This is a genomic window from Haloferax sp. ATCC BAA-644 (assembly GCF_000336975.1).
GTDB classification, from domain to species: domain Archaea; phylum Halobacteriota; class Halobacteria; order Halobacteriales; family Haloferacaceae; genus Haloferax; species Haloferax volcanii.
On sequence record NZ_AOLF01000025.1, the window covers coordinates 27,912 to 46,849 of the forward strand.

Below are 18,938 nucleotides of genomic sequence, written 5' to 3' on the forward strand. Positions count from 1 at the left end.
GTGATACAACCGAGTAATTCCCCGCGTTGCGGGGGGTGGCACGCGATGTTTTATCCGATGTTCGCGACAAACACAGATAATGAACGATGGTGTCGGCACAATGAGACTCCTCGTCGCCGCTGACTCGGGCGTCGCGGCGGCGGTCACCGAGGCCGTCCGTCGGCGGCTACCACGGGTCGACATCGAGGAGGTTCGAACCGCGGCTGCGGGGCTGACACTGCTCGACGACGCCGATGCCGACGCCGGTTTCGACTGCGTCGTCTCGGCGGACGACGTGGGAGCGACCGACGCGCTCGACTTCCTCGCCGCGGTTCGGAAGCGAGACGCCGCGCTGCCGTTTCTCGTCGTCGCCGGCGGGGACTGCGAGGTGACGGCGAGCGACGCCCTCGACGCCGGCGTCACCGACTACGTCCGGGTCCGAGGGCCGGAGGGGTACGACGAGGTGGCCGCCCGAGTCGAGCGGGCGGTCGCGGCGTCCGGCCGGCGACCGGTCGATCCGTCGGTCGTCTACGAACGCGTCTTCGAACAGATACTCGAGGGGGCGTGCCTGTACGACCGCGATGGGCGGTTCATACTCGTGAGCGATTTCTTCGCCGGACTCTACGGGGCGACGCCCGCCGAACTCGAAGGCGAGCGGAGCCGCCTCGTCGAGACGATTCGCGAGGAACGCCCGGGCGACCCGTATCAGCGGCTCTTGGACGGCGAGATAGACTCCCTCGAAGGCGAGACCGAACTCGTCACGCCGGACGGCGAATCGCGGATACTGAGCTATCGCTTCGCGCCGCTTCAGATGGCCGGTGAGGTCGTCGGCGTCATCGGCGTATCGAGGGACGTCACCGAACGACAGGAGCGAGAGCAGAAACTGAAGCGCGCCCGCGAGGAGTACCAAGAGCTCATCGACGGGATGAACGACACCGTCTGGGTCATCGACATCGACAGCCACATCCTCGCGGTGAACGAGACCGCGGTGGAGCTGCTGGGCTACTCGCGGGACGAACTCCTCTCGATGACGGTCCACGACATCGACGCGGGGCTCAGCGACGACGAGGCGTCGGCGCTCGTCACCCAGATGCCGACCGACGGGACGCAGGTGTTCGAAACGGTCCACCGGGCGAAAGACGGTCGAGAGATACCCGTCGAAATCAGTTCGAGCCTCGTGACCTACCGGGGGGAGACGGTCGTGTTGAGCGTCGCCCGCGACATCACGACGCGGAAGCGCTACGAAGCGGAGCTCCGCGAACAGAATCGCCTCCTCGAAACGCAGCGCGACGAGCTCGGGGTCCTGAATCAGGTCGTCCGCCACGACGTTCGCAACGACCTGCAGTTAGTGACCGCCTACGCGGAACTGCTCGCTGAGTACGTCGACGACGACGACGCGCGGGAGTACGTCGAAATCGTCCGGAAGCGCGCGAACCACGCGGTCGAACTGACGAAGACGGCCCGCGACATGGCCGAGATGATGAGCACCCGAGGGGTCGAGACCAAGCCGGTTCCCCTCCGGGGGGTGCTGGACGCGGAACTCGCGTCGGTCCGCGACATGGCACCGGACGCGAACGTGGCGGTCGACGGCGAGGTGCCCCCGGTCACGGTGCTCGCCGACGACATGCTCGGCTCCGTCTTCCGAAACCTCCTGATGAACGCCATCCAGCACACCGACGAAGACGAGCCGACTGTCGACGTGTCCGTCGCGCACGACGAGCGCGAAGGCCGCGTCGTCGTCCGCGTCGCCGACGACGGCCGCGGCGTCCCGGACGAGCGGAAAGACGCCATCTTCGCCAAGGACGAAAAGGGGCTGGAGAGTCGGGGGACCGGGCTCGGACTGTACCTCGTGCAGTCGCTCGTCGAGAAGTACGGCGGCGACGTGCGGGTCGAGGACAACGACCCCAGCGGGTCCGTCTTCGCGGTCGAACTCCGACTCGTCGACGGCGGTCAGTCCGACTCGGACCAGTCGTCCCCGACGCGGTCGTAACCCATCATCTGGCTCCCCTCGTGTTCGGTGAAGACGACCTTCTGGTTCGACTCCGGCACGCCGAACCGCTCGGTGACGGCCTCGATGACCGCGAGGGCGAGGTCGCGCTTCCGGTTCGCCGTCCGGCCCGCCCGGATGTCGGCCTGCAAGACGACGGTCTTGTCTCCGGTCGCCCGGCCGAGGTGAATCGCCCGGGCTTCGCGGACGCTGACGGCGGCGTAGTCGGTGTCGGCGTCCATCCGTTCGGCGTACAACTCGGCCATCTCGGTCGCGAACTGGTCCGCCTCGCGCGCCGTGACCTCGAAGTCGAGGTCGAACTGGAGATGCGGCATCTGCGGCGGGGCTCTACAGGTCCGCCACGTCTTCGATGGCGTCGGTCAGCGCCTTGATGGACTCCACGTCGTGTTCGCCCATGTGGCCGATGCGGAACGTCTCCTCCCCGAGCGCGGAGCCGTAGCCGTTCGAGAACGCCATGTCGTACTTCTCGTTGACCGCCTCGATGGTGGCGGCGACGTCGATACCCTGCGTGTTCTCGATGCAGGCGACGGTCTGGGACTCGTAGCCCTCCTCGGGGAACATATCGAAGTGCTCGTAGGCCCACTCGCGGGTGTACTCGGCCATCTCGCGGTGGCGCTTGTCGCGGCCCTCGTGGCCCTCGTCGAGCATGTGCTTCATCTGCTTGCGGTACGCGAGCATGATGGGAATCGCGGGCGTCGAGTGGGTCTGGCCCTTGCGGTCGTAGTAGTCGAGGGCGCGCTGGAAACCGCCGTACCACGACGCGGAGTCCTTCGACAGTTCGCGCTCGTACGCCTCGTCGCTGACGGTGCAGATGGCCAGCCCCGGGGGCATGGCGAACGCCTTCTGCGACGAGGCGAAGATGACGTCGATGTCGTGCTCGTCGATGTCGACGTAGTCGCCGCCGAGGGCGGACACCGCGTCGACGACGAAGTAGGTGTCGGGGTACTCGGAGACCACGTCACCGATCTCCTCGATGGGGTTGCGGACGCCGGTCGAACTCTCGTTCATCACGGTGGCGACCACGTCGTACTGCTTGTCGCTGGATTCGAGCGCCTCGCGGATGTCCTCGGGCTTGATGGCCCGTCCCCACTCGTACTCGATGCGGTCGACGTTCTTGCCGAGGCGCTCCGCGACGTTCGCGTGGCGCTCGCTGAAGCTCCCGCAGGTCGGCACGAGGATGTTCTCGTCGACGAGGTTGAGCGTCGAGGACTCCCAGATTTCGGTGCCCGACCCCGTGAGAATCATCACGTCGTTGTCCGTGCCGAGGAACTCCTTCGTGTCCTCGACGATGGTCGTATAGAGGTCGGTCATGCGGTCCATGCGGTGGCCGAACATCGGCTGGCACATCTCCGCGATGACGTCCTCGCGCACCTCGGTCGGACCGGGGATGTACAGCGTCTTGTCCTGATAGTCGTCCGTGTATTCGCGTTTTTCCGTCACGTCATCCACCTGAATACGGGTCACTGCGTCGTGGGCGATGATGGTACTTGTGATTGCGACACTCGTCGCAGTCGCTCAGGTGGTGTTAACACGGGACAAAACGGGGCGTCCACCGGGCGGGAACGGTGCCGGACCGGTTCGGGGTCGGGAGTCAGTCGTCGGCCTCGGCGGCCTCGGCCCGCGGCACCGTCACGTCGGTCAGGCCGGCCTCTATCTGCTCGCGCCGACCTTCGAACTCGCCGGGGAGGACGAGGCGGCCGCCGAGGTCGTCGAGGGGTTCGTCGGCGGTGTAGCCCGGGTCGCTCGTGGCGAGTTCGAACAGCACGCCGCCGAACTCGCGGAAGTAGACCGACCGGAACCAGTGGCGGTTGATTTGGGCCGTCGGGCGCAGGCCCTTCGACTGGACGGCCTTGCGCATCGCCTCTTGGTCCTCGTCGGTCGGCGTCTGGAAGGCGACGTGATGGACCGTGCCGAGGCCCTGTCGGCTGCTCTCGATGGTCGGCAGCACGTCAACGTACGTCCCGACGCTCCCGGTCGCGGCGAACCGCGTCCGCTCGTCGCCGGGGGTGTCGCCCTGCGCTTCCTCGGTGCCGACGCGCTCGAAGCCCATCGTTTCGAGGAGGTCTTCGGTGGGTTGGGGGTCGGCCAGCCAGAGCGTTACGGAGTGGAAGCCGCGAATCGCAACGTCTTCTGGGACGAACTCGGTCCACGGGACGGTCGGGTCGTCGTCGGGAATCTCGACTTCGACCAGTTCGACCGGGAGACCGTCGGGGTCGCTGAAGGGGAGGACCGTTTCACCGAATCGCTCGACTCGCTCGTCGTAGTCGACGCCGTACTCGTCGAATCGGTCCTCCCAGTAGTCGAGGCTCCCCTCGGGCACGCGGAACGCGGTCCGCGAGACCTGTCCGGTGCCGACCTTCCCCCGCGAGAGGTTCTCCCACGGGAAGAACGTCATGCTCGTGCCGGGGGTCCCCTCCGCGTCCGTGAAGAAGAAGTGGTACGTGCTGGGGTCGTCCTGATTGATGGAGCGCTTGGCGAGGCGGAGTCCGAGCGTCTCGACCCAGAAGTCGAGGTTCTCCTGCGGGTCGCCCGCGATGCAGGTGACGTGGTGGATGCCGGGTGTGGGCGTGATGTCTACCATGGCCGGTCCTACGGGCCGCAAGGACTTGAGTATCCGCTGACGCGAGTGTTACCGGGTCGCGGCGGCGTCATCGCCGCTCGCACGGACCCGGCAGTCGAATCGGTGAGACACACGTTTTTGCCCATCGACGATGACAGTCGAGATATGCAAACCCGCGCACTCGGCGACACCGGCCACGAGAGTAGCATCGCGACGTTCGGCGCTATCGCGCTCAACTGGCTCGAACAGGAGGGCGCGAACCAGATGGTCGAACACGTCCTCTCGAAGGGCGTCAACCACTTCGACGTGGCCCCGACCTACGGCGACGCGGAGCTCAAACTGGGGCCGAAGCTCCGCCAGCACCGCGAGGACATCTTCCTCGGCTGTAAGACCCAAGAGCGAGGGTACGAGGGCGCGAAACGGAAGCTCGACCGCTCGTTCGACCGCCTCGGCGTCGATTACATCGACCTCTATCAGGTCCACGGCCTCGAATACGAGTCCGAACTGGACGAAATCACGGCCGACGACGGCGCGCTCGCGGCCTTCCGCGAGGCGAAAAACGAGGGAAAAATCGGCCACATCGGCCTGACGAGCCACGGGAATCCGGGACTCATCCGCGACGCCATCGACCGCATCGACGATCTCGAAACGCTGATGTTCCCGCTGAACCCCGTCGTCGTCGGCAAGGGCGACGAGGAACACGACTACGAGGGCGTGTTCGAGGCGGCCGAAGAGGCCGGTATCGGCACGCTCGGCATCAAGGCGTTCGCCCGCGGCCCGTGGCCCGACACCGACGAACTGCCCGAGGCCGACCGACCGTTCCCCAACTGGTACGAGCCGGTCGACACCCCGAACGAAATCGCGGAGCGGTTCGACTTCGCGGCCGCGCAGGGCCTCACGAGCGTCGTCACGCCGGGCGACCCGAAGCTCGTCGCGATGGTTCTCGACGCCGCGACGCGGTACAACGGCATGGACGAGACGGCCCAGCGGTCGCTCGTCGAGCGCCTCCGCCACGACGAGAGCCCGGTGCCGGAGCAACTGCACCACTAGCGAGGCGAGACGACCCCCGCCTCGGGTTCCATCCGCCGCCAATGGACGTTCCAACGACCGTCACGGCCGCCCTCGACGACCGACCGGTCCGGGGCGCGGTCTGTCTGGAGGCCGGCGCGGGGACCGGCAACGCGACCGCCGGACTCCTCGACGCGGGCGCGAAACGCGTCTACGCCGTCACGAACGACCCGGAGCACGCGACTCTCGTCCGCGACCGCGTGGCCCCGTCGCCGACGGACAGAGCGAGGACCGCCGTGTTGGAAGCCGACGTTCGGAGCCTCCCGCTCCCCGACGACTCGGTCGAGGTCGTCACCGCCCACGGGCTGTTCAACCTCGTCGGTCCCGAGTCGCCGGCCGCCGTCGCGCGCGAACTGACGCGGGTCGCCGCGCCCGGCTGTCACCTCGTCGTGGACGACTACGAACCGCTCCCCGACGACGCCGCGATTCGGGAGCTGTTCGCGCTCGAAAACGCGGCGAGCCAGTTGGCCCGCGGGCGACCCGCGCTGACGTTCTACCCGGCCGACGCGCTCGGGGCGCTGTTTTCGGGGTACGGCTGGCGCGTCGACCGCGAACTGACCCTGCTCGACCCGGTGCCGTGGTCCGAAAGCCACGTCGAGGCACACGCGTCGGTGGCGACATCGTTCGCGGCCGACGTTCCCGACCCGGTGGGCGGGACGCTCGCCGCCGAGGTCGAGCGCGTCGCCGACGCGGTCGAATCGGAGTCCGCGGGCGAGATGTACAGCGTGGCGATGCGGCTGTCCGACTCGGCGGCGGCGGCGGACGCTCCCGAATAGGCGGCCGCTACTCCCCGCGGTCGACTGCTGCGTCGTCGAGCCAGCCGTCGACGACGCCCTTGAGCGCGCCGGTAGTGCTGCCGAGATTGATGAGTTGATAGCCGTTTTCCGCCTTCTCGTTCACGTCGTCCATGCCGAACCCGAGACCGCCGACGGAGACGCCGGCCTCGACCGCGGCCGAGCGAATTCGCTCGACGGCCTCCTGTACGTCCGGGTGGTCTATCTCGCCGGGGTGGCCGAGCGCCACCGAGAGGTCGAACGGGCCGATGAAGACGAAGCCCAGTTCGGGCACGTCGAGAATCGCGTCGAGGTCCGCGAGCGACTCGGCGGTCTCGATGGTCGCGCCGACGAGCGTCTCGCGGTCCTCGGCGGCCACGTAGTCGTCGGCGAGGCCCCACCGGCGGGCGCGGGGCGACGCGAGGCCGCGGTCGCCGGGGCCGTCGCCGTAGGTGAAGCGGGCCGACCGGACCGCCGCGCGGACCTCCGCGGCCGACTCCACGCGCGGGAGGAAGACGTTCCTGACGCCGAGGTCGAGGGCCTTCCGGACGAACTCGGGGTCTGTCGTCGGGAGTCGAACCAGCGGCTCGACGCCGGTTCGCTCCGCCGCGCGGAGGAGGTCTTCCATCGCGCCCGAGTCGAGCGAACTCGGCCCGCCGTGTTCGAGGTCAAGCCAGACGAAGTCGAGACCGAGTTCGCCGTAGAACTCCACGAGCGTCGGGCTGTAGGTGTTGTCGAGGACGCCGAGCGCGACGCCGCCGGCCTCGATTCGGGCGCGGAGCGCGTTCGATGATGGTGTCGCTACCATGTTCGTGATACGACACGTAGCCGGAAAAGGGGCGTGACGAGCGTCGGAGAGCCGCGTCGCCGGTCGTCGGTCGCCGGTCGTTGGTCGTCGGTCGTCGGTCGTCGGTCGTCCCTTACGACTCGTCGGGCGTCCAGCCGTCGCCGACGCCGACGAGATGGTTCACGCTCCCCGCGCCCCCGCCCACGTCGGCGGGTTCAGCGAGGGTCGCACGCGTGAACTCGATGCCGTGCCGGACCGCGTCTGTGAGGTCGTCGCCGCGGGCGAGACGGGCGGCGACGGCGCTCGAAAGCGTACACCCGGAGCCGTGGGTCGCCGCCGAGTCGATGCGCGGGTTGACGAACGTCGTCGTCTCCGTCGGCGTGACGAGCGTGTCGACCACGGTGTCGCCGTCGGTGGCGACGTGGCCGCCCTTCAGGAGCACGGCGTCGGCACCCCGGTCGAAGAACCAGTCGGCGGCCTCGGAGACGGCCGCCGGGGAGTCGGGGAACACGCCCGTCAGCGCCTCGGCCTCGTCGGCGTTCGGCGTGACGAGCGTCGCGCGCGCGAACAGGGCGTCGTAGGCGTCGACGGCGTCCTCGGCCAGCAGTCGGTCGCCGGAGGTGGCGACCATCACGGGGTCGAGGACGACCGGGCCGTCGTAGTCAGCGAGGCAGCCGGCGACCGTCTCGACGGCCTCGGCCGTCGCCAGCATCCCGAGTTTCACGGCGGCGATGTCGAAGTCGTCGGCGACGGCCTCGTACTGGGCGCGAATCGACTCGGTCGGGAAGACGTGCGACCCCTCGACGCCGCGGGTGTTCTGGGCGGTCGCGGCCACGATGACCGACCCGCCGTAGACGCCGAGTCGGGTCATCGTCTTCAGGTCGGCCTGGATACCCGCGCCGCCGCCGGAGTCGCTGGAGGCGATGGTGAGGGCGTACGGCGGCGTCTGCGGGTCGGGCGCGGTTCCCGGCATCTACCGCACCTCGATTCGGTCGATTCGGTCGGCGATGTCTGGCGTCGAGGCGTCCGCGAGTCCCGCGACCGCGTCGAGGAAGGCGATTTTGTAGCTCGCCGGGCCGCGGTAGTCCCCGAACGCGCCCTCGGCGGCGAGTTCGCCCGCGAGTCCGTACGCCGCGGTCCCGGAGAGCACCGCCGCAAGCGGGTCGTCGAGGGCGGCCCCGAACACGGCGAGCGTCGCGCCGAGCATACAGCCGGTGCCGACGACCGCGCCCATCATCGAGTGGCCGGTGTCGACCTCGAAAGCTGCCTCCTCGGTGGCGACGATGTCGGTCTCGCCGGAGGCGACGACGACCGCGCCGGTCTTCCGGGCGCACTCGACGGCCGCGGCGGCGATTTCGGCGTACTCCCCGACCGACTCGACGCCGCGGACCTCGGCGTCGTCGCCGGCGAGCGCGGATATCTCCCCGTAGTTGCCGTTGAGCACGTCCACGTCGAGGTCGGTGACGAGGCGGTCCGCGACCCGGTCGCGCGTCGGGGTCGCGCCGACGCCCACGGGGTCGACCACGAGGGGGACGCCGCGCTCGTTGGCGGCGCGACCGGCGGTCAGCATCGTCTCCTCGCCGGACTCGCTCACGGTCCCCATGTTGAGCAGACAGCCGTCCGCAATTCCGACCATGTCGCCGACCTCGCGCTCGTCGTCGGACATGACCGGCAGGCCGCCCCAGTAGAGCGTGACGTTCGCCACGTCGTTGACCGTCACGTCGTTCGTGACCGAGTTGATGAGCGGTTGCTCGCCCGCGACCGCGGCGAGCGCCTCGTCCAGCGCCACGTCGGGGACGCCGCCCGCACCGGTCGCGTCGTCCGAGCCGCCCGACCCACCCGCGCCGTCCGAGCCGTCGCGTCCGCTCATCGGCGGTTCCTCCCGGCGGCGACCGAATCAGCGAGGTGGCGGGTCGCGTCGGCGGGGTCGTCAGCGGCGGTGATGGCCGACACGACCGCGACGCCGTCGGCTCCGGCGGCGACCACGTCGGCGGCGTTGTCGGGCGTGACGCCGCCGATACCGACGAACGGAATCGAGACGGCGTCCGCGATGGCGGAGACGCGCTCGGTCCCGATTTCGGACTGCTCCGGGTTCGTCTCCTTCGTATCGGTGGCGAACACCGCGCCGACGCCGAGGTAGTCCGCGCCGGCCTCCTCGGCGGCGCTCGCGCCCGCGACGGTCGAGACCGACCGGCCGACGATTGCGCCCTCGCCGAGCTGTTCGCGCGCGACCGAGACGGGCACGTCGTCGTCGCCGAGGTGGACGCCGTCGGCGTCGATGGCGGCCGCGATATCGACCCGGTCGTTGACGACGAGCGGGACGCCCGCATCGGCCGTCACGGCGCGAACCTCGCGGCCGACCTCGTAGCGGTCGCGGGCGCTCGCGTGCTTCTCGCGGAGTTGAACGACGTCGACGCCGCCGTCGACCGCGGCCCGCACCACGTCCGGCGTCGACCGCCCGCCGGAGCGGTCCGACTGCGTGACCAGATAGGTTCCCATCGAGGTATTCATGAGTTGTATTTTGGAGTGATGCGGCGACGGGGAAAACAGTTCCTCCTCCGGGCGTCGTCCGGCCGGATTCCCGGCGGCTGAGAGCTGCCGGCTGCCGTTATGGTGTGAGAGAGCTAACAGGAACGCGGTGAGCTGTATGGGGACGATACTCGTCGCGTACGGGAGCAAGGAGGGACAGACCGAGAAGATAGCCGGGCGCATCGCGGTGGCGCTGGCGGCCCACGGACACGACGTGCGGACCGAATCGGTCGACGACGCCGCCGCCGCCGAGGCGCTCGTTGACGCCGACGCGGTGCTCGTCGGGTCGTCGATTCACCTCGGCGCGCACTCGAAGTCGGTGTACGGGTTCGTCCGCGAGCACCGCGACGACATCGAGGCGCGGCCCAACGGCTTCTTCCAAGTGTCGCTGTCGTCGGCGCTCGACGACGCGGACGCCCGCGCCGAGGTCGCGACGTACATCGACGAGTTCATCGAAGAGAGCGGTTGGCACCCCGAGCGGATGGCCGCGTTCGGCGGGGCGCTTCGGTACTCCGAGTACGGCTTTCTCACCCGGCTGGTGATGAAGCGCATCGCCACGGACGCGACCGGCGACACGGACACGTCCCGGGACTACGAGTACACCGACTGGGACGAAGTCGAGTCGTTCGCCGCCGACTTCTCCGAGTACGTGGAATCGACGGCGGGCACCGCCGCAGGCGGCGCGGCGGTCTGAGCGGGCGCGGCGACCCGCCCGACCCGCGGGAGACGAACCCGACCCGTCGCGACCGACTACCGCTTCGGGCAAACGTAGCGAGCCACACACAGGTTTTTGCCATCTTACACGATTATAGGTGATAATGTCTGGTGACGGCCCTTCACGGGCGACACGAATCACGGCGGAGACGGACGGCGAGAGACGGGGCGACTTCCGGCGATTTCAGGAGTCGCGCGACTACGACGTGGCGGACGTGGCCGAACACGCCGACCTCGCCGCCGACCTCCGGGAAGCCGTCTCCGGCGAGGTGCGGTTCGACGAGTACGCGCAGGTGTTGTACGCGACCGACGGCTCGATTTACCGGGCGCGCCCGGCGGGCGTGGTCGTCCCCCGCAACGAGGACGACGTTCGCGCCGCGGTGCGGACGGCGGCCGAACACGACGTGCCCGTGCTCCCGCGCGGGGCGGGGTCGTCGCTGGCGGGCCAGACCGTCGGCCCCGGCTGTGTCGTCGTCGACTGCTCGAAGTACATGGACGAAATCGTCCGCGTGGACCCCGACGCGCGGCGGGCGCGGGTCCAACCCGGCGTGGTGCAGGACGACCTCGACGACCGCCTCGCGGACCACGGCCTGAAGTTCGCGCCGGACCCCGCCTCCTCGAACCGCTCGACCGTGGGCGGCGGCATCGGCAACAACTCCACCGGCGCGCACTCGGTCCGCTACGGCATCACCGACGCTTACACCGAGGAGCTGCGGGTCGTCCTCGCGGACGGCTCGGTCGTCCACACCCGCGACGTGGTCGTCGGGAGCGACGAGTGGGACCGCATCGTCGGCAAGGACGACCGCGAGGCCGCCCTCTACCGGACCGTGCTGGGTCTCGTCGAGGACCACGAGGAAGAAATCGAGCGGCGGTATCCGAACCTCAAGCGGTCGGTGTCGGGCTACAACCTCCACAAGGTCGTCTCCGAGACCGACGACGGCGAGACGGTGGTCAACCTCTCGAAACTGTTCGTCGGCGCGGAGGGCACCCTCGGCGTCGTCGTCGAGGCCACCGTGTCGCTCGTGACGGTCCCCGAGGAGACGGCGCTCGTCCTCTACGCCTACGACGACCTCGTCGAGGCGATGGCGGCGGTCCCCGACGCGCTCGACTTCGACGCCAGCGCGGTCGAACTCATGGACGACGAGGTGTTGCGGATGGCCGCCGAGTCCAGCGAGTACGCCCAGTACGTCGAGGAGATTCCCGACGGGACGGCGGCGACGCTGATGCTGGAGTTCGATTCGGAACTGCACGACGACTTCGAGGCCGTGATTCGCGAGGCGAACGACCACTTCCTGCGAGACGGCGACGCCGGGTCGGCGGCGGGTGACGTGCCGGCGGCGGGCGACGACGCCGACGACACCGACACCGACACCGACGACGGCGGCGCGTTCGAGGCCATCGAGGCGTACACGCCCGCGGCGCAGGCCGACCTCTGGAAACTTCGCAAGGCGGCGATACCGCTTCTCATGTCACTGCCGGGCGACCCGAAGCCCTACCCGTTCATCGAGGACGCGAGCGTCCCGCCCGAGGAGCTGGCGGAGTACGTCCAGTCGTTCGAAGACGTGCTGGAAGCCCACGGCACCTCGGCCGCGTACTTCGCCCACGCCGGCGCGGGGACGCTTCACATCCGCCCCATTCTGAACCTGAAAGACGGCGCGGGCATCGAGACGATGCGCGCCATCACCGACGACGTGACCGACCTCGTGTTGGACCACCGCGGAGCCTTTTCGGGCGAGCACGGCGACGGAATGGCCCGAACCGAGTGGAACCCCAAGATGTACGGTCCGGAACTCTGGGGCGCGTTCAAGGAGTTGAAGACGGCGTTCGACCCCGACTGGCGCATGAACCCCGGGAACGTCGTCTACCGCGACGGCCCCGACGACCTCGGGCCGGACGGCGACCGCGGCGTCGGCGCGGACATGCGCGAGCACCTCCGATACGGCGCGGCCTACCAGTCTATCGAGCCAGCGACGACGCTCGACTTCTCGGACGAGGGCGGATTCTCGCACCTCGTCGAACTCTGTAACGGCTGCGGTACCTGCCGGCAGACCGGGTCGGAGACGATGTGTCCGACCTACCGCGCCTCGAAGGACGAAGCCGAGACGACTCGCGGGCGGGCGAACATGCTTCGGGCGGCCATCTCGGGCGAACTCCCCGAGGACGAGATTCACTCGGACCGCTTCCAAGAGGAGGTCCTCGGGCTCTGCGTCGGCTGTAAGGGCTGTCAGAACGACTGCCCGACCGGCGTCGATTTGGCGAAGCTCAAAGCCGAGGTGAAACACGCCCACCACGCCGAGGAAGGCGCGTCGCTTCGCGAGCGCCTGTTCGCCAACATCGACCGACTGGCCGGCGTCGGCAGCGCCCTCGCGCCCGTCTCGAACTGGGCGGCCGAACTCCCGGGCGCGCGGGCCGCGATGGAGCGACTCGCGGGCGTCGCCCCCGACCGGTCGCTCCCCTCGTTCACCCGCGACACGCTCGAATCGTGGATGGACGGGCGACGACCCCGCGTGCCGGCGAGCGAGGCGGACCACCGCGTCCTCCTGTTTCCCGACACCTACACGAACTACGTCACGCCCGAAATCGGGAAGGCGGCGGTGCGGGTGCTGGAGGCCGCCGGCGTCCACGTCCGCCTCGCGGAGGGCGTCGAGCCGAGCGGTCGCGCCGCCTACTCCGGCGGCTTCCTCGACCTCGCGCGGCGGCGCGCGGGCCACAACGTCGAGACGCTCCGCCCGTCGGTGGAAAACGGCTGGTCGGTCGTCTTCGTCGAGCCCTCCGACGCGGTGATGTTCCAAGACGAGTACGCCGACCTCCTGCCGGACGACGCGGTCGCCCCGGTCGCCGCGGCCGCCTCCGGCGTCATGGAGTTCCTCGACACCCACCGATTGGACGAGTCCCTCCCGGTTCGCGGGCGCTCGGCCGACGGCGACGCGGCCGGGACCGTCGCCTCCGCGGTCGCTGACGGCGGTACGCTCGGCTCGCTCACCTACCACGGCCACTGCAACCAGAAGGCGCTGAACAAGGACCACCACGCGGTGGGCGTCCTCCGGCGGGTCGGCTACGAGGTCGACCCGCTGGATTCGAGCTGCTGCGGCATGGCCGGGAGCTTCGGCTACGAGGCCGAACACTACGACCTCTCGAAGGCCATGGGAGACATCCTGTTCAAGCAGGTCGACGACAGCCGGGGCGACGAGGTGGTCGCCCCCGGCGCGTCGTGTCGGACGCAACTCGAAGACAGGGACGACGCGGCGCGGCGACCGCCGCACCCGATAGAGAAGGTCGCGCAGGCGCTGTCGGGCTGAGCGGGCTGAGCGGACTGGGAGACCGGTCGATGTCTGCTTCGTTTCGCGACGTTCCGCAATCACATCCCTTTTGCCGGTTTGCGTGGCAGGTGAAGGCAGACCATGTCCGATGCACCCGATGTCGGCGAACTCAGCCCGCCGAATCGCACGCTGATGGGCCCCGGCCCGAGCGACGTTCACCCGCGCGTGCTCCGCGCGATGTCCACGCCGCTCGTCGGCCACCTCGACCCGTCGTTTATCGAGGTCATGAACGAGGTGCAGGAGCTTATGCGCTACGCGTTCCGCACCGATAACAAGTGGACGATTCCGGTCTCGGGGACCGGGTCGGCGTCGATGGAGGCGGCCATCGGCAACCTCGTCGAACCGGGTGACACGATGCTCGTCCCGACGAACGGCTACTTCGGCGGGCGCATGGAGTCGATGGCCGAGCGCGCCGGCGGCGAGGTCGTCCACGTGGACGCGCCGTGGGGCGAGCCGCTCGACTCCGCGGACGTACAGGACGCCTTCGACGAGCACCAGCCGGACGTGTTCGGGTTCGTCCACGCCGAGACCTCGACGGGCGTGAAACAGCCGAGCGTGCCCGAACTGACGAGCATCGCCCACGACCACGACGCGCTCGTCGTCGCCGACACCGTCACCTCGCTCGGCGGGGTCGAACTCGAAGTCGACGACTGGGGCATCGACGTGGCCTACTCCGGCCCGCAGAAGTGCCTGTCGTGCCCGCCGGGCGCGAGCCCGCTGACGCTCAACGACCGCGCGATGGACAAGGTGCTCTCGCGGGAGGAGCCGCCCCGCTCGTGGTACCTCGACCTGTCGCTGTTGGAGGGTTACTGGGGCGACGACCGCTCGTACCACCACACCGCGCCCATCACCAACGTCTACGCCATCCGCGAGGCGCTCCGACTGGTCGCGGAGGAAGGCATCGAAGCGCGGTGGGCGCGCCACCGCCGGGTCGCGGGCGCGCTGAAAGCCGGCGTCGAGGCGATGGGCCTCGGCCTCAATCCCGAAGACGAGTACTGGCTGCCGAGCCTCAACGCGGTGCTCGTCCCCGACGGCGTGGACGCCGGCGCGGCAATCGACTACGTGCTCGACCACTACGACCTCGAAATCGCCGGCGGCCTCGGCGCGCTCGCGGGCGACATCTTCCGCGTCGGCTGCATGGGCCACTCGGCGCGGCCGGAGAACGTCTCGTTCCTCCTGACCGCCCTCGGCGAGGCGCTGGAGGCGCAGGGCGCGGACGTGGACCCCGAAGCCGGCTTCGCCGCCATGCGCGAAGCGCTGAACCAGTAACGGCTCCGAACCGGCGGTAATTCGCCGTAATTCGCGTCGAAACTCAGCGAAACCGACGCAAAACGCCCGCCACGGTGTCCGCTTTTCATGAGCATCGACCCGCGAGTGGCGACCGGAGCGACTCACCATGAACCGACGCAGACTCCCCCTCGTCGGCGTCTCGCTCGCCGTCCTCGTCACGACCGCGGGCGTCGCCGCCGCCGCACCGAACGACACCGCGCGCGAATCGTCCCCCGCGTCCGAGGCCGGCCAGCGGGGGCCGCCCGGCGAACTCCCCGACCCGGTCCCCGAGTTCGTCTCAGGCGTCCACGACCTCGTGAGCGACTTCCTGAGCGGGGCCCTCGACGGGTCGCTCGGGGACTCGCTGAGCGACCGCGCGAACGACGTTTCGGGTGCGTAACTAAGTGTGACCCGACGCTATCGAGCAACGTGGCACATGACAGCCGCCCAATATGAGGTCCCGACTCAGTTATGAGACGCACAGCTTTCGTCGCCGCGACAGTGCTGGTCCTGCTCACGGCCGGTGTCGTCGCCGCGTTCCTGGCGGGAATCGGACCGTTCGCTGACACTACCTCCGCCGACGCCCCCGACGGAGCGTTCCCCACGCAGACGACCGCGTCGCCCGACGGCGGCGGGAGAGACAGCAGCGACGCCGGCGGGAGCGACACCGGGAGCAACGACGGCGATAGCGGCGACGGTGACGCGACCGAGACCCAATCGAGGCCGCCGTTCGGCGTCGTCGTCGACGACATCGAGGAGTGCGGACAGACCTGCCGCGACGTGACGAGCACGATAACGAACCAACAGGACACCGACAGCTCCGGCGTCACCGTTTACAGTCGCATCTTCGTCGGCAACGACACCGACCCGGACGACGAGGTCTGGCGCGGGACCCAAGCGGTCGGTGACCTCGCGGCCGGCGAGTCGTACACGACGACGAAGCGCGTCGAACTGTCGTACTCGGAGGCGTTCGCGGTCCAGCAGGCGGACGGCTGGATTACGGTCCAGACGACCATCGAGACGGACAACCAGACGCTGACGTACACTGAACAGCGCGACGTGGCGTAGTCGGAGAGGCCGCGGCGCGGGACTGAACGACGAACCCCCCCGCCATCCCCGTCGCGCGCTAGTCTTCGGTCACTGGTGGGCCGGCCGTCACGCTTCCGACTGACACCGCGACTGTGGTTCGCGTCTGAAACGACCGACAGCAGTTTTACTGGGTAGATAAAACTATTATTTAGACATGGCAAATTCAGACATTTGCGTACGTGAACAACCGAGGTGGCGGTAGGGGATGCGCCCCTCGCTCCGCGAACTGCTCTCGTACCTCGGCCCCGGCTTTATCATCAGCGTCGCCTACATGGACCCCGGTAACTGGGCGACAAACATCTCGGGCGGCGCGAAGTTCGGTCCCGCCCTGCTGTGGGTCATCGTCCTCGCCAGCGTCATGGCGATGGGGATTCAGGTGCTCGCCGCCAAACTCGGCATCGCCACCGGGAAGGGCGTGGCACAGCTCTGCCGGGAGCGCTTTTCAGGTCCCGTCGTCGTGGTCCTGTGGGCCGCCGCGGAACTGGCGATGGTCGCCACCGACATGGCCGAAATCATCGGGGCCGCCATCGGGTTCAGCCTCGTCTTCTCCTTGCCGCTGTGGGCCGGAGCCGTCCTCGCGGCGGTGAGTTCGTTCGCCCTGCTCGGCGTTCGGACCGCACACAAACGGGGGTTCCGCTGGGTCGAACTCACCATCATGTCGCTCGTCGGCGTCATCGCCCTCGCGTTCGTCTTCGAGATGGCGCTGGCGAGACCGACCGCTTCGACCGTCGCCTCCGGCCTCGTCCCGACCGTGCCGAACGCCTCGGCGCTGTACGTCGCCATCGGCATCCTCGGCGCGACCGTGATGCCGCACAGCGTCTATCTCCACCCGTACATCGTACAGGACCGCCGCGACCGGCTCATCGAGTCCGACGGCGACACCGAGGCCGTCCACCGCCGACACTTCCGGCTGGAGCGCCTCGATACCGTCGTCGCGCTCTTCGGCGCGATGTTCGTGAACGCCGCGATGCTCATCGTCGCCGCCGCCGCGCTTCAGGGGACGGGCATCGAAACGCTCGAAGAGGCGTACGTCACCCTCAGCGGCGTCTTCGGGGCGAACGCGAGCCTCGCGTTCGGCGTCGCGCTCATCGCCGCCGGGCTCTCGTCGTCGCTCGTGGCGACGATGGCCGGCCAGACCGTCATGGACGGCTTTCTGGACCTCAACATCAACGTCTGGCTCCGGCGGTCGGTCACGCTCGTGCCGAGTCTCCTCATCGTCGCCGCGGGCTTCGACCCCACGTCGGTGCTCGTCGCCTCGCAGGTCGCGCTGAGCTTCGAGCTCCCGTTCGTCCTGATTCCGCTCCTCTGGTTCACCCACGAGGCGTCGCTGATGGGAAACTTCCGCAACCGGGCGACCACGACCGGCGTCCTCGGCGTCGTCATCGCCGTTATCGTGGCCCTGAACGGCTGGCTCCTGTACTCGACGCTCCTCGGGTGACGGGACGACGGCAGTCGCCCGCCGACAGCCCGCCCCACCGCTTCCGCAACGACTTTTCGCGCCGGCCGCAAAGCCGGGGTATGAACATCGAGGTTCGCGAACTGGCCGACCTCGGCACCGACGCCCGCCGCGCCTTCTTCGAGCGGGACGCCGGCGTCGGGGAGGTCCGGTCCGACGTGCGCGACATCGTCGAGCGCGTCCGCCGCGAGGGCGACGTTGCGGTCCGGGAGTTCTCAAACGAGTTCGACGGCGTCCAGGTCGGCAACATCGACGTGACCGACGCCGCCGAGCGCGCCTACGACGAACTCGACGACGACGTGCGCGAGGCCATCGAGGCCGCCGCGGCGAACGTCCGCGCGTTCCACGAAAAACAGGTCCCCGAGGACTGGCGCGAGGAGTTCGGTGGCGACGGCACCCGCGAACTCGGGCGTCGCTACCGGCCGCTCGACCGGGTCGGCGTCTACGCCCCCGGCGGCACCGCCGCCTACCCGTCGAGCGTCCTGATGGGCGTCATCCCCGCGAAGGTCGCGGGCGTCGAACACGTCGCGGTCGCCACGCCGCCCGCGGAGCCGATGAACCCCGTCACGCTCGCCGCGATGCACGTCGCGGGCGCGGACGCGGTCTACTCGGTCGGCGGCGCGCAGGGCATCGCCGCGCTCGCCTACGGCACGGAGACGGTGAAGGCCGTCCAGAAGGTCGTCGGCCCGGGCAACAAGTGGGTCACGGCGGCGAAGGCCGAGGTCCGCGGCGACGTTGACATCGACTTCCTCGCCGGCCCCTCCGAGGTGCTCGTCGTCGCCGACGAGACCGCCGAGGCGCGGTTCGTCGCCGCCGACCTCGTCGCGCAGGCCGAACACGACCCGAACGCGTCGGTCGTCGCCGTCACCGACGACGCCGACCTCGCCGCCGATGTCGTCGCGGAGGCCGAGCGACAGGCGGGCGAGCGCGAGCGCACGGAGACTATCGAGGCTGCGTTCGAAAGCGACGCGTCGGGCGTCCTCCTCGCGCGGTCGATGTCCGAGGCGGTGCTGTTCGCCGAGGAGTACGCCGCCGAGCACCTGACGATTCAGGCCGACGACGACGAGGCGCTGTTAGAGCGCATCGACTCCGCTGGGAGCGTCTTCCTCGGCCCGTACACGCCCGTCGCGGCCGGCGACTACGCCTCCGGGACGAACCACGTCCTCCCGACCGGCGGCGGCGCGAAGCGACAGGGCGGGCTCTCGGTGGACCACTTCGTCCGCTCGACGACGGTCCAGCGCCTCGACCGCGACGGGCTGTCGGAGCTTTCCGAGACGATTACGACGCTCGCGGAAGCGGAGGGTCTCGACGCCCACGCCCGGAGCGTCCGCGAGCGGTTCGAAGAGTGAACTGAGGCGTTCCACCGGGTAGCCACAGCCTACCGGG

At 69.2% G+C, this 18,938-nt stretch carries 17 protein-coding genes; 10 read left to right on the forward strand and 7 right to left on the reverse strand.

All coding sequences use genetic code 11. The features are described from left to right. Positions 1-100: 100 nt before the first annotated feature. A complete protein-coding gene (locus tag C458_RS11895) occupies positions 101-1,969 on the forward strand; it encodes a PAS domain S-box protein (protein WP_008576009.1) in 1,869 nt (622 codons plus the stop codon). Here the strand turns inward: C458_RS11895 and C458_RS11900 are convergent. The 3 genes from C458_RS11900 to C458_RS11910 all read right to left on the reverse strand — a co-directional run bounded on the left by C458_RS11900 (position 1,930) and on the right by C458_RS11910 (position 4,568). Then, a complete protein-coding gene (locus C458_RS11900; protein ID WP_008576010.1) occupies positions 1,930-2,301 on the reverse strand; it encodes a tautomerase family protein in 372 nt (123 codons plus the stop codon). The genes C458_RS11895 and C458_RS11900 overlap by 40 nt on opposite strands. 13 nt (positions 2,302-2,314) lie before the next feature. Next, complete coding sequence (locus C458_RS11905; protein ID WP_008576011.1) at positions 2,315-3,427, reverse strand: alanine--glyoxylate aminotransferase family protein; 1,113 nt, start codon at positions 3,425-3,427, stop codon at positions 2,315-2,317. Positions 3,428-3,578: 151 nt separating this feature from the next. Then, entirely contained in the window at positions 3,579-4,568 is a 990-nt protein-coding gene (locus C458_RS11910) for a ring-cleaving dioxygenase (RefSeq protein WP_008576012.1), read from the reverse strand. A 144-nt stretch (positions 4,569-4,712) separates the two neighbouring features. Here C458_RS11910 and C458_RS11915 point away from each other — a divergent pair, with 144 nt between their 5' ends. After that, positions 4,713-5,597, forward strand: coding sequence for an aldo/keto reductase (locus C458_RS11915; RefSeq protein ID WP_008576013.1), 885 nt, complete (start codon positions 4,713-4,715; stop codon positions 5,595-5,597). 41 nt (positions 5,598-5,638) lie between these two features. After that, the gene (locus C458_RS11920) at positions 5,639-6,391 is read left to right on the forward strand and encodes a class I SAM-dependent methyltransferase (protein ID WP_008576014.1); all 753 of its coding nucleotides are present in this window, start codon (positions 5,639-5,641) and stop codon (positions 6,389-6,391) included. Positions 6,392-6,398: 7 nt separating this feature from the next. Here C458_RS11920 and C458_RS11925 read toward each other — a convergent pair whose 3' ends face one another. From C458_RS11925 to thiE, 4 genes are all read right to left on the reverse strand, one after another. Continuing rightward, complete coding sequence (locus tag C458_RS11925) at positions 6,399-7,196, reverse strand: HpcH/HpaI aldolase/citrate lyase family protein (RefSeq protein ID WP_008576015.1); 798 nt, start codon at positions 7,194-7,196, stop codon at positions 6,399-6,401. 112 nt (positions 7,197-7,308) lie between these two features. Continuing rightward, positions 7,309-8,148 (reverse strand): bifunctional hydroxymethylpyrimidine kinase/phosphomethylpyrimidine kinase, encoded by an 840-nt coding sequence (thiD, locus tag C458_RS11930; RefSeq protein ID WP_008576016.1) that lies wholly within the window; start codon positions 8,146-8,148, stop codon positions 7,309-7,311. Then, on the reverse strand, positions 8,149-9,045 hold the full coding sequence (gene thiM, locus C458_RS11935) for a hydroxyethylthiazole kinase (RefSeq protein ID WP_008576017.1): 897 nt from the start codon (positions 9,043-9,045) through the stop codon (positions 8,149-8,151). It abuts the gene before it with no gap. Beyond that, positions 9,042-9,674, reverse strand: coding sequence for a thiamine phosphate synthase (gene thiE, locus C458_RS11940; RefSeq protein WP_008576018.1), 633 nt, complete (start codon positions 9,672-9,674; stop codon positions 9,042-9,044). The genes thiM and thiE overlap by 4 nt, the downstream gene beginning before the upstream one ends. Positions 9,675-9,822: 148 nt before the next feature. Here thiE and C458_RS11945 point away from each other — a divergent pair, with 148 nt between their 5' ends. The 7 genes from C458_RS11945 to hisD all read left to right on the forward strand — a co-directional run bounded on the left by C458_RS11945 (position 9,823) and on the right by hisD (position 18,901). Further along, positions 9,823-10,398: a flavodoxin domain-containing protein gene (locus C458_RS11945; protein ID WP_008576019.1), complete on the forward strand. Its 576-nt coding sequence runs from the start codon at positions 9,823-9,825 to the stop codon at positions 10,396-10,398. Between the two features lie 124 nt (positions 10,399-10,522). Further along, positions 10,523-13,717: an FAD-binding and (Fe-S)-binding domain-containing protein gene (locus C458_RS11950; protein ID WP_008576020.1), complete on the forward strand. Its 3,195-nt coding sequence runs from the start codon at positions 10,523-10,525 to the stop codon at positions 13,715-13,717. 153 nt (positions 13,718-13,870) lie between these two features. Further along, positions 13,871-15,007, forward strand: coding sequence for an alanine--glyoxylate aminotransferase family protein (locus C458_RS11955; RefSeq protein WP_008576021.1), 1,137 nt, complete (start codon positions 13,871-13,873; stop codon positions 15,005-15,007). A 127-nt stretch (positions 15,008-15,134) separates the two neighbouring features. After that, positions 15,135-15,407 (forward strand): hypothetical protein, encoded by a 273-nt coding sequence (locus C458_RS11960; RefSeq protein WP_008576022.1) that lies wholly within the window; start codon positions 15,135-15,137, stop codon positions 15,405-15,407. A gap of 71 nt (positions 15,408-15,478) precedes the next feature. After that, on the forward strand, positions 15,479-16,075 hold the full coding sequence (locus C458_RS11965) for a hypothetical protein (RefSeq protein WP_049896855.1): 597 nt from the start codon (positions 15,479-15,481) through the stop codon (positions 16,073-16,075). A 226-nt stretch (positions 16,076-16,301) separates the two neighbouring features. Beyond that, entirely contained in the window at positions 16,302-17,534 is a 1,233-nt protein-coding gene (locus C458_RS11970) for an Nramp family divalent metal transporter (RefSeq protein ID WP_008576024.1), read from the forward strand. Between the two features lie 86 nt (positions 17,535-17,620). After that, the gene (gene hisD, locus C458_RS11975) at positions 17,621-18,901 is read left to right on the forward strand and encodes a histidinol dehydrogenase (RefSeq protein ID WP_192815239.1); all 1,281 of its coding nucleotides are present in this window, start codon (positions 17,621-17,623) and stop codon (positions 18,899-18,901) included. Positions 18,902-18,938 lie beyond the last annotated feature (37 nt).